Source organism: Nocardia sp. XZ_19_385, assembly GCF_015355755.1.
GTDB lineage: Bacteria > Actinomycetota > Actinomycetes > Mycobacteriales > Mycobacteriaceae > Nocardia.
This window is the reverse complement of the sequence record NZ_JACVEE010000002.1, coordinates 216,911-229,999: the sequence shown is the minus strand read 5'-3', so window position 1 is coordinate 229,999 and position 13,089 is coordinate 216,911. Positions and strand designations below refer to the sequence as shown.

The following is a 13,089-nucleotide window of genomic DNA, read 5'->3' as shown; positions in this document are numbered from 1 at the left end:
CGGATGTGGTTCCTGAACCGGTTCGACCCCGAGTCGACGGTGGACAACATCCCGGCCGCGGTCCGGCTGTCCGGTCTGCTGGACCGGCAGGCACTGCAGATCGCGGTCGCCGACGTGCTGGCCCGCCACGAATCGCTGCGCACCTACTACCCCGAGGTGGCGGGCGCGGCGCACCAGCAGACGGTGCCGACCGGCCAGGTCATCCCGGATCTCGCACCGGTCGAGGTGACCGAAGCGGAACTGCCGCTGCGGCTTTCGGAGTTCGTGCAGACCGCGTTCGACGTCACCGTCGAGGTGCCGTTCCGGGCGCGCCTGTTCGAGGTCAGCCCGACCGAACACGTGCTCGCCCTGGTGGTGCACCACATTTCGGCCGACGGCTTCTCCATGGGCCCGCTCACCCGCGACGTCATGATCGCCTACGGCGCCCGTGTCGAGGGCGGCGAACCGGCGTGGCGTCCGCTGGACGTGCAGTACGCCGATTACGCGCTGTGGCAGCGCGCGGTGCTCGGCAACGAGGACGATCCGGAATCGGTGATCTCCGATCAGGTTTCGTACTGGAAGCAGGCGCTGCGCGGGCTGCCCGAGCAGCTCGACCTGCCCGCCGACCGGCCGCGTCCGGCGGTGGCGTCGGGCCGCGGCGCGACCCATGCCTTCGAGATCGCGCCCGAAATCCATGCCGAGCTGGTGGAATTGGCGCGCAGCCGGGGCACGACACTGTTCATGGTCGCGCACACCGCGCTGGCCGTGCTGCTGTCCCGCCTGTCGGGCGAACAAGACATCGCGATCGGCACCCCGGTGGCCGGCCGTGGCGAGCGCGCGCTCGACGACCTGATCGGCATGTTCGTCAACACCCTGGTGCTGCGGACCCCGATCGACGGCCACGCCACCTTCACCGACCTGCTGCGTACCGTGCGCGCCACCGATATCGCGGCGTTCGGGCACGCCGACCTGCCGTTCGAGCGACTCGTCGAGATCCTGAACCCGGCCCGTTCGCAGGCGCGCAGCCCGCTGTTCCAGGTGATGCTGGCGTTCCAGAACACCGGCCAGACCTCGCTGGAACTGCCCGGCCTGACCGCCAACGGCGTCGACATGCCGATCGACACGGCGAAGTTCGATCTGCAGCTGGTCATGACCGAGCAGCCGCAGTCGGGTATCGCCGCCGAATTGGTCTACGCGACCGATCTTTTCGATCCGGAGACGATGGTCGCGTTCGGCCGCCGGTTCAACCAGTTGCTGGCCGCCGTTGTGGCGGAACCGGATCGGGCCGTCGGCGACATCGCGCTGCTCGATGCGGCGGAGGCCGAGCGGGAGCTGCGCGGCTGGAACGACACCGCGAACAACCTCTTCCCGCGGGTCAGCGGCGAAGCCTCCTACGAGGCGCCCGCCCTGCGGCGCAGCGACGAGGGCGGCTTGACGCTGGTCGGTGAGTTCGCGGCGCAGGCCGCGGCGACGCCGGACGCGGTCGCGATCGTCGACCCGGCCACCGGTACCTCGCTCACCTACGCGGAGCTGGCGTCGCGTGTGCATCGCCTCGCTCGCCGCCTGATCGCCGAGGGTGTCGGCCCGGAAGCGCTTGTCGCACTGGGCCTGCGCCGCTCCATCGATCTGGTGGTCGCCGCCTACGCCGTGCACGCGGCCGGTGGCGGCTACGTGCCACTGGATCTCGACCAGCCTGCCGAGCGCATCTCCTACGTGCTCGAGTCGGCGGCACCGGTGTGCGTGCTGACCACGTCGCGGGACAAGTTCGAGGGCGCGCTGTCGATCGATGACCTGGACCTGTCGGAGTTCTCCGATGTTCCGGTCACCGACGCCGAGCGGCTGGTTCCGCTGCGTCCGCAGCACCCGGCCTACGTCATCTTCACCTCCGGTTCGACCGGCCGCCCGAAGGGTGTGGCCGTGCCGCACGCGGCGGTGGTCAACCAGATCCGCTGGATCACCGGCGAATACGGCATCGACGCCGATGATGTGGTGCTGTTCAAGACCCCGGCCACCTTCGACGTCTCGGTGTGGGAGTTGTTCGGGCCGTTGTCCACCGGTGGCCGCATGGTCGTCGCGACGCCCGATGGGCACCGTGACCCGCAGTACCTGGCGGATGTCATCGCGTCCGAGCAGGTCACCATGACCTCGTTCGTGCCGTCGATGCTGACCGTCTTCGCGGGCGCCGCCGACGCCGCCGCTCTCGGCTCGCTGCGGGCGCTGCTCGTCGCGGGTGAGGCGTTCACCGCCGAGGCGGTCCACGCCATCCGCCGGGTGAGCTCCGCGGAGCTGTACAACCTGTACGGGCCGACGGAATTCACCGTGCACGCGACGCACGGCCCGGTGGCCGCCGATGTCAGCGGCGCGGTGCCGATCGGCCTGCCGGTCTGGAATGCCCAGGCCTACGTGCTGGATTCGCGGCTGCACCCGGTTCCGGCCGGTGTCGCGGGTGAGCTCTACCTCGCGGGTGATCAGCTGGCGCGCGGCTACTACGGCCGGGTCGACCTGACTGCGGATCGCTTCGTGGCCAACCCGTTCGGCTCGGGCGCCCGTATGTACCGCACCGGTGACCTCGTCACCCGCGGTAAGGACGGCGGCATCGTCTACCTGGGTCGCACCGACTTCCAGGTGAAGCTGCGCGGTCTGCGTATCGAGCTCGGCGAGATCGAAACCGCCCTCGCCGCACACGATTCCGTCGCCCAGTCGGTCGCGCTGGTGCGCTCCGACGACCGCACCGGCGATCAGCTGGTCGGCTACGTCGTGCCCGCCGACGGCGCGTCCGTGGACGTGGACGCCCTGCGCGCCTATCTGTCCGCGCAGCTGCCCTCCTACATGGTTCCGGCCGCCCTCGTGGTGCTCGAGGAGATGCCGCTCAACGCGAACGGCAAGCTCGACCGCAAGGCGCTGCCCGAACCCGCCTTCGAGGCAAGGGAATTCCGCGCACCGTCCACCCCGATCGAAGAGATCGTGGCGAACACCTTCGCCGAAGTCCTCGGCCTGGAAGCACATTCGGTCGGCTTGGACGACGACTTCTTCGAGCTCGGCGGCAACTCGCTGATCGCCACCCAGGTCGTGGCCCGCCTCGGCGCGGCCCTGGACACCCGGGTGCCGGTCCGCCTGCTGTTCGAGGCGCCGAACGTCGGTGCGCTGGCTGTCCGCATGGAAGCCCACGCCGGTACCGGCGCTCGTCGCGCGCTCGTCGCGGCCGCCCGCCCGGACACCATTCCGCTGTCGCTCGCGCAGCAGCGCATGTGGTTCCTGAACCGGTTCGACGCGGACTCGGCCGTCAACAACATCCCGCTCGCGGTCCGCCTCACCGGCACCCTCGATATCGAGGCGCTGCAGCAGGCGGTCGCCGATGTGGTGGCCCGGCACGAGGTGCTGCGCACCGTCTACCCGGAGACCGCGGACGGTTACGGCGTGCAGGTGATCCTGCCCGCCGGGCACACCCTGCCGGATCTGACCCCGATCCCGGTGCCCGAGAACGAGGTTCCGGATCGCGTCAGCGACCTGGTGCTGACCGGTTTCGACGTGACCGCCGAAGTTCCGGTGCACGCCAAGCTGTTCCGGGTCGAGGGCACCGACACGCATGTGCTGGTCTTCGTGGTGCACCACATCTCCGGCGACGGCTGGTCGGTGCGTCCGCTGGCCCGCGACGTGATGATGGCCTACGCGGCCCGCTCCCGGGGCGAAGCGCCGGGGTGGGCGCCGCTGCCGGTGCAGTACGCGGACTTCGCGCTGTGGCAGCGGGAAACCCTTGGCTCCGAAGCGGATCCGCAGTCGCTGATCGCGCAGCAGGTCTCCTATTGGACCGAGACCCTCGCCGGTCTGCCGGACCAGCTGGATCTGCCGTCGGACCGCTCGCGTCCGGCCGTCGCCTCCAACCGCGGTGGCGTGCACGAGTTCGCGCTCGGCGCGGAGCTGGTGCGCGACCTGGACAGCCTGGCCCGCGCCAACGGCGCGAGCTTGTTCATGGTGGTGCACGCGGCGTTCGCCGCGCTGCTGGCGCGCCTGTCCAACGGCGACGACATCGCCATCGGCACGGCCGTCGCGGGCCGTGGTGAAGCGGTGCTGGACGACGCCATCGGCATGTTCGTCAACACCCTGGTGCTGCGCAGCGCCGTGGATCCGGCGCAGTCGTTCACCGACCTGCTCGCGCAGACCAAGGACACCGACCTCGCCGCGTTCGGCCACGCCGACCTGCCGTTCGAGCGCCTCGTCGAGATCCTGAACCCGGCGCGCTCGCAGGCCCGGCATCCGCTGGTCCAGGTCATGCTGTCGTTCCAGAACACCGGTGCGGCCGCGTTCGAGCTGCCCGGGCTCGAGGTCGCCGGCGTGCCGCTGGACGTGGTCACCGCCAAGTTCGACCTGCACCTGAACCTGACCGACCGGCTCGGCGCGGACGGCGCCGCCGACGGCATGAGCGCCGAATTCGCTTACGCCACCGACCTGTTCGACGGCGCCACCGTCGCCGGGTTCGCCGAGCGCCTGGTGCGACTGCTGACCTCGGTGGTCGGCAACCCGGCCGGGACGCTGGGCGATGTCGAGCTGCTCGACGCCACCGAACACGCGCAGGTCGTCAGCGGCTGGAACGACACCGCGCACGAGGTCGACGAGACCGCGACGCTGGTGTCGATGTTCCAGGCGCAGGCCGCCAAGACTCCAGATGCGATCGCGTTGACCTTCGAGGGGACGAGTCTGTCCTACGCGGAGTTCAGCGCCCGGGTGAATCAGCTTGCCCGGCACCTGATCGCGCTGGGTGTGGGCCCGGATTCAACGGTCGCCCTCGGGATGCGCCGTTCGCTGGAGCTGGTGGTCGGCATGTACGCGGTCACCGTCGCCGGTGGCGCCTACGTGCCGCTGGATCCGGATCATCCGGCCGACCGCACCCGCTACGTGCTCGACACCGCAGCACCGGTGTGCGTGCTGACGACCTCCCGCGACGATGTCGACGCGGGCACTGTCCCAGCCGTCGTGATCGACCTGGCTCCCGGTGAAGGGAACGGCCCTGATACCGGTTCGCTCTCCACGTCCACCCCGGACCACCGTCATCCCGGCGAACGCCGGGACCCATCTGCTGTGCTGCTGGACTACAGCGCCTACTCCGCAGACCTGATCACCGACACCGAACGTCTGGGCGTTCTCCGTCCTTCCAACACCGCATACGTGATCTTCACCTCCGGTTCGACCGGCCGCCCCAAGGGTGTCGCGGTCTCCCACGCTGCGATCGTGAACCGCCTGGTGTGGATGCAGAGCGCCTACCACCTCGACGGTGAGGACGTGGTCTTGCAGAAGACCCCGGCCACCTTCGACGTCTCGGTCTGGGAGTTCTTCTGGCCCTTGCAGATCGGCGCCCGCCTGGTCGTCGCCAAGCCCGACGGCCACCGCGATCCCGCCTACTTGGCACGCGTGATCACCGAACAGCGCGTCACGACCGCGCATTTCGTGCCGTCGATGCTGTCGGTGTTCGTCGCCGAGGACGCGGCCGCGGCCTGCCGCACGCTGCGCAATGTCTTCGCCTCCGGTGAAGCGCTGCCCGCGGTCACCGCGCAGCGCCTGCGGGAGCTGACCGGCGCGCGCCTGCACAACCTCTACGGCCCCACCGAAGCCGCCGTCGACGTCACCTTCCACGAGGTGTCCGACGCCGCCCTCACCTCGGTGCCGATCGGCGCCCCGGTCTTCAACACCCAGGTGTACGTGCTGGATTCGCGCCTGCACCCGGTCCCGGCCGGTGTCGCCGGTGAGCTGTACCTCGCGGGCACGCAGCTGGCCCGTGGTTACGTGGCACGTCCGGACCTGTCCGCGGACCGCTTCGTGGCGAACCCGTTCAGCGCCGATGGTGCGCGGATGTACCGCACCGGTGACTTGGTCACTTGGACCGCCGATGGTGAGCTGGAGTACTTGGGCCGCACCGACTTCCAGGTGAAGTTGCGTGGTCTGCGGATCGAACTCGGCGAAATCGAAGCCGCCCTCACCGGTTTGGAGTCGATCGCTCAGGCTGTGGTGCTGGTGCGTTCGGATGATCGCCTCGGTGATCAGCTCGTCGGCTATGTCATTGCCGCGGCCGGTCATTCGATCGACACCGAAGCCGTGCGCGCCGAACTCGGCGGTGAGCTCCCGGCCTACATGGTCCCGGCGGCGTTCGTCGTGCTCGAGGAGTTCCCGCTCAACGCCTCGGGCAAGCTGGACCGAAAGGCGTTGCCCGCGCCGGTGTTCGAGGCCAAGGTGTTCCGCGCGCCGTCGACTCCGATCGAGGAGATCGTGGCGGGCGTGTTCGAGGACGTGCTCGGCCTGACCCGCGTCGGCGCCGACGACGACTTCTTCGAACTCGGCGGCAACTCGCTGCTGGCGACCCAGGTCACCGCCCGCCTCGGCGCGGCCCTGGACACCCACCTCGCGGTCCGCGACCTGTTCGAAGCGTCCACGGTGCACGCCCTGGCCGTGCACGTCGAGCACAACGCGGGCTCCGGCCGGGCCCGGCCGCAGCTGACCGCGCAGCCGCGCCCGGATCGCGTCCCGCTGTCCCCGGCGCAGCAGCGGTACTGGTTCCTGAACCAGTTCGACACCGCCGCCTCGGCGGTCGACAACATCCCGCTGGCCGTGCGCCTGTCCGGCACGCTGGACATCCCCGCGCTCGCGCAGGCGATCGGTGACGTGCTGGCCCGCCACGAGGTGCTGCGCACCGTCTACCCGAACTCGGCCGAGGGACCGCAGCAGGTCGTCCGGCCGGTCGCCGCCGCGCCCGAGCTGGTGCCGGTGGACGTCGACGAGGCCGACCTGGTCGGCACCGTGATCGGCTTCGCGCTCACCACCTTCGACGTCACCGCGCAGGTGCCGCTGGATGTGGCGCTGTACCGGATCACCGACACCGAGCACGTGGTCGCGTTCGTGGTGCACCACGTCGCCGCCGACGGCGCCTCCATGGGTCCCCTGGCGCGTGACCTGATGGCCGCCTACGTCGCTCGCGCCACCGGCGACGCGCCGCAGTGGCTGCCGCTGCCGGTGCAGTACGCCGACTACGCGCTGTGGCAGCGTTCGGTGCTGGGCGCCGAGGACGATCCGGAATCGCTTGCCGCCCAGCAGGTCTCCTACTGGCAGCAGACCCTCGCGGGCCTGCCGGATCAGCTGGAGCTGCCCGCCGACCGCCCGCGCCCGCCCGCGCAGTCGTTCCAGGGCAAGGCGATTCGCTTCGAACTGTCCCCGCAGCAGCACGCCCGCCTGCACGAACTGGCGCGCGCCAACCAGGCGTCGCTGTTCATGGTGGTGCACGCCGCGCTCGCGGTGCTGCTCTCGCGCCTGTCCGGCGCGGACGACATCGCGGTCGGCACCCCCATCGCGGGCCGTGGTGAACGCGAGCTCGACGACCTGATCGGCATGTTCGTCAACACCCTGGTGTTCCGCACCCAGGTGCGCCCGGACGCGTCGTTCGCCGAGCTGCTCGCCGAGGTCCGGGAACGCGACCTGGAGGCGTTCGCCAACGCCGACGTCCCGTTCGAGCGCCTGGTCGAGGTGCTCAACCCGGAGCGCTCCACCGCGCGCAACCCGCTGTTCCAGGTGGGCCTGTCGTTCCAGAACCTCGCCGAGACCGAGCTGACGCTGCCCGGCCTGAACGTGAGCGCGGTCAACTTCGATGCGCAGCTGGCCAAGACCGACCTGCACGTCACCCTGTTCGACCGGTACGCCGAGGACGGCACGCCCGCCGAGGTGATCACCGAATTCGGTTACGCCGTCGACCTGTTCGACGAGGCGACCGTGCAGGGCTTCGCGGACCGGTTCGTGCGCGTGCTGGACGCGGTGCTCGCCGATGTCACGGTGCCGGTCGGGGAGATCGACCTGCTCGCGGCGGAGGAGTCGACGCGAATCCTGCGGTCCTGGAACGACACCGCGCACCCGGTGGACACCACCGCGACGCTGGTGTCGATGCTCGACGCGACTGTCGCCGCGGCCGCGCCCGGCACGATCGCCGTCGTCACCGAGGACGAGCAGATCACCTACGCCGAACTCGACGCACGCGTGAATCGCTTGGCGCGCTACCTGATCGAGCGCGGCGTCGGCGCGGAGGACCGGGTCGCCCTGGCCATCCGCCGCTCCGCCGACCTGGTGATCGCCATGTACGCGGTTGCGAAATCCGGTGCGGCCTATGTGCCGATCGATCCGGACCAGCCCGCCGACCGGGTCGACTACATCCTCGGCACCGCCGCGCCGGTGTGCGTGCTGACCACCGGCCGCGACGGATTCGATACCGCCGCAGCCGAATCGGTGCGCATCGACGAGCTGGAACTGTCGGCGTACTCCGACGCTCCGGTCACCGCGGACGAGCGCGTGCGGGCACTGTCCGCCGCCGGCACCGCGTACGTGATCTTCACCTCCGGTTCGACCGGTCAGCCCAAGGGTGTCGCCGTGCCGCACGGCGCCATCGCCAACCAGTTGTTCTGGAAGACCGCCGAATTCGGCCTCGGCAGCGAAGACGCGGTGCTGCTCAAGACCGCGGCCACCTTCGACCTGTCGGTCTGGGAGTTCTGGTCGGCAGCCGTCAGCGGCGGCCGCCTGGTCATCGCCGCGGCCGACGGTCACCGGGATCCGGCGTACCTGAACGAGCTGATGCGGTCCACGGGTGTCACCACGCTGCACGTGGTGCCGTCCATGCTCGACGCGCTGCTCACCGAAGGCGAAGGCCGCCTGCCGGATTCGCTGCGCCGCATCCTCGCCATCGGCGAGGCGCTGCCCGCCGCGACCGCGCAGAAGTTCCGGAAGGGCAATCGGGCTGATCTGTTCAACCTGTACGGCCCGACCGAGGCCGCCGTCTCGATCACCAACCACCTGGTCACCGCCACCGACGAGGTGTCGGTGTCGATCGGTGCGCCGGAATGGAACAGCCAGGTCTACGTGCTCGACGCCCGCCTGCGGCCGGTGCCGTTCGGCGTCTCGGGCGAGCTGTACCTGGCCGGTGCGCAGCTGGCGCGCGGCTACTTCGGCCGCCCCGACCTGACCACGGAACGCTTCGTGGCCAACCCCTTCGGGACCGGCGAGCGCATGTACCGCACCGGTGACCTGGTGGCCTGGAACGCCGACGGCGAGCTGGACTATCGGGGCCGCACCGACTTCCAGGTGAAGATCCGCGGCTTCCGTATCGAGCTCGGCGAGATCGAGGCGGCGCTGCTGGCGCTGCCGCAGATCGCGCAAACCGCCGTGCTCGCGCACACCGACCCGAACCTCGGCGATCGTCTCGTCGCGTACATCGTGCCGTCGCCGGAGTCGCTCGGCGCCGCCGAGGACGACAAGGCGAAGGTCCTCGCGCCGGTGAAGTCGGCGCTGAGCTCGGCCTTGCCCTCGTACATGGTGCCGGCGGCATTCGTGGTCCTGGATGCCCTGCCGCTCAACGCGAACGGCAAGCTCGACCGGAATGCCTTGCCGGAGCCCACCTTCGAGAAGACCGCGTTCCGTGCCCCGGTGACCCCGCTGGAGCAGATCATCGCGGGCGTCTTCGGCGACGTGCTCACGATCGAGCACGTCGGCGCGGACGACGACTTCTTCGCGCTCGGCGGCAACAGCATCCTGTCCATCCAGCTGGTGTCGCGGGCCAAGGCGCTCGGCGTCGCCTTCAGCGTGCGAGATGTGTTCTCCCAGCGCAGTGTTGCCGCGCTGGCCGCGGCCGCCACCCTGGTGGACGACCCGGACCTGTCGCGCCTGGTCGAGCTGCCCGGCGGCGGCGTGGGCGAGATCCCGTTGCCGCCCGCCATGGCCGCGCTGCTCGCTGACGGCGTTGCCTACCAGCACTTCGCGCAGTCGGCGCTGCTGCCGCTGCCCGCCGCGCTGGACTGGGACACGCTGCTGGAAGCGCTCACCGCGATCGTCGACCGGCACGACGCGCTGCGGACCCGGCTGCGTCCGGCGGGCGCGGGCTGGCTGTTCGAGGCCCTCGAACCCGGCTCGGTGGATGTCGAGCCGCTGGTGCACGAGGCGCGCGTCGAGAAGGGCGCGAACCTAGCCGATCTCGTCGCCGCCGAACGCGCGGCCGCGGCGGGTCGCCTGGACCCGGCCAACGGCGTCATGGCGCAGTTCGTGCTGTTCACCTTCGCGGACAACCGCGACGACGAATTGCTCGTCGTGGCACACCGTTTCGTGGTCGACGGACCGTCCTGGCAGGTGCTGGGCGCGGACCTGATCCTGGCCGCCGAACAGCTCGGTGTGGACGCGACGCTGTCGCTGCCCGCTGTCGGAACCTCGCTGCGCCGCTGGGCCACCAGCTTCGCCGAGGTAACGGAACCGATGGCGCCGCAGCAGCTTTCGGCTCCGATCGGCAGCCGGGCGCTGGATCCGGCGATCGACACCGCCGCGACCCTCGAGCGGATCCAGGTCACCCTGCCCGCCGAGGCCACCGCCGCGGTCGTCACCGGGATCTCGGCCCGCTACCGCGGCACCGAGACCGACGGGCTGGTGGCCGCGCTGGCCATGGCCCTGGTCCGCTGGGGCCTCCAGGATGTGCTGATCGACCTCGATCGCGACGGCCGCGAAGCCGTTGCGGGCGCGGACCTCTCGCACACCATCGGCTGGTTCACCCGGCCCGGCACGTTCCGCCTGGAACTGTCCGATGTCGAGGCGGCCTTCACCGGCGGCGTCACCACCGGCGCCGTCGTCAAGTCGGTCAAGGAACAGCTGCTGGCCGAGCCTGTGGATATCTCGGGACAGATCGGCTTCCACTACCTGGGCAAGCCGGCCGCCGAGGTCAGCACCCAGCTGGATCCGGCGATGCCCGCGACCCGCAGCCTCGACATCGAGGCGATGGTCGTCGGCGGCGAACTGCGCGCCACCTTCACCTTCCCGTCCGGCCTGCTCACCCAGGACCGGGTGCAGGAGCTGGTGGATCTGTGGGTGCGAGCCCTCACCGCGGTGGCCGAACACGCGCAGCGCCCGGACGCCGGCGGCCGCACGCCGTCGGACATGCCGCTGGTCCGCGTCGGCCAGACCGACATCGACCTGTGGGAGCGCACCTACCCGCAGCTGACCGAGGTGTGGCCGGTGACCCCGCTGCAATCCGGTCTGCTGTTCCACGCCCTGATGAGCACCGCGACGGTGGACATCTACACCATCCAGGCCGTCGTCGACCTGGGCGGCGAACTGGATGTGAACCGTCTGCGCACCGCCGCGCAGGCGCTATTGGACCGCTACCCGAACCTGCGCACCGCGTTCGTCACCGACTCCGCCGGCCAGGCCGTGCAGATCGCCATCGACGGCGTCGAACTGCCCTGGCAGGAAATCGATCTCACCGACGTGCCGGACGCCGAGCGGACCGCGGAACTGCACCGTCAACTCGAGACCGACCGGGCGAACCGCTTCGACATGGCGGCCCCGCCGCTGGTCCGGTTCACCCTGTACCGCTCGGGCGAGCAGCAGTGGCACCTGGCCATCACCACCCATCACGTCCTGCTCGACGGCTGGTCCATGCCGCTGCTCATGCAGGACCTGCTGGTGCTGTACGCGGTGCGCGGCGAGCAGTCCGCGCTGCCGGCGGTGGCGTCCTACCGTTCCTTCCTGGAATGGCTGAGCACCCGCGACGCCGACGAGTCGCTGCGCAGCTGGGCGGCGGCCTTCGACGGTCTCACCGAACCGACCGAGCTCGCCCCGCAGCCGCGTTCGGCCGAGAACTACGAAACCGGCAAGGTGGTCGTCGATTACGACGCCGACCGCACCCGCAGGCTGACCAAACACTGCGCCGAACTCGGCATCACGGTGAATACCCTGGTGCAGGCCGCGTGGGGCATCACCCTCGGCCGGCTCACAGGCCGTTCGGATGTGGTGTTCGGCGCGACCGTCTCCGGTCGTCCCGCCGAACTCGCGGGCGTCGAATCGATGGTCGGCCTGTTCATCAATACGCTCCCGGTCCGGGTGCGCATCGATGACCGCGGCACCGTCGAGGATCAGCTGCGCACCCTGCAGCACGATCAGGCCGACCTGCTCGACCACCACTACGTCGGCCTCGCCGACATCCAGCGGATGGCCGGCGCCGGTTCACAATTCGACACCCTGCTGGTGTTCGAGTCCTACCCGATCGACCGCGAGGCCATCGCCGCCGCCAGCTCCATCGACGGCATGTCGGTCACCGGCGTAGAGGTGGACAGCTCGACGCACTACCCGCTCACCCTGCAGGTAGCCGCCGAGTCCACCATGGAGTTCACCTTCGAATACCTGACCAGCCGCTTCACCGCCGAAGAGGTGGACACCCTCGCGGTCCGCCTGGTCCGCGTGCTGGAATCGCTGCTCGGCGACCCGGCCGGTTCGATCGGTGACATCGACATCCTCGACGACACCGAACGCGCCCAGCTGCTCGCCGAATCCGGTATCGCCACAACGGCTCCCGCCCAGGATCCGTCCCGGGTCGGCAACCGCACGCTGGCCAAGGTGCTCGCCGAGGTCGTCGAAGCCGATCCGGAAGCCCCGGCTCTGCTCGACGACGGCAACGAGATCGCCTACCACGTCCTGGACCGGCGGTCCTCGCAGCTGGCCCGCGTGCTCATCGAGCACGGCGCGGGCCCGGGTGATGTCGTCGCGATCGCGCTTCCGCGTTCGGTGGACTCGGTCGTCGCGGTGTGGGCGGTCCAAAAGGCCGGTGCGGCAGCGCTGTTCGCCAATGGTCTGCGGATCGACGAAATCGTCGGTGCGGGAGCCGGATTCGGTATCACCCTGGATCCGATCCCGGGGCCGGTGCACTGGCTGGTGCCGGGTGACGCGCAAGTGCAGACGGCCTTGGCCGCCGCCGCGAGCCACCCGGTCTCCTACGCCGACCGCGTCCGCCCGCTCACCGAGGACAGCCCCGCGTTCGTCCTCCCGGGCGCAGTGGTGCTGACCCAGACCGAGGCACTCGACCTGGGTGTCGGCCTCCGCGACGACAACGGCATCGACTACGAGTCGACCACCTTCACCACCGCGGAATCCGGCAAGGCGGCCCTCTGGGAATTCCTCGCCGCGGCCACGGCGGGCGCGCTCTCGGTCCTCCCGGCCGGCGAGGACGTCGCATCCGACCTGGCCGACGGCGAGGTCACCCACTGGTTCGCCAACCCGGGTACGGACACCAGCGCAGCCGACGCGGAGATCACCATCATCTCCGCGGAGTAG

Annotated in this window: 1 protein-coding gene (running past one end of the window); it reads left to right on the top strand. The window is 70.2% G+C overall.

All coding sequences use genetic code 11. The features are described from left to right. Positions 1 to 13,089 carry the final stretch of a non-ribosomal peptide synthase/polyketide synthase gene (locus IBX22_RS13815; protein ID WP_194815986.1) on the top strand. It extends 23,928 nt beyond the left edge of the window, so only the last 13,089 of its 37,017 coding nucleotides appear in the window; the start codon falls outside the window, past its left edge; its stop codon occupies positions 13,087 to 13,089.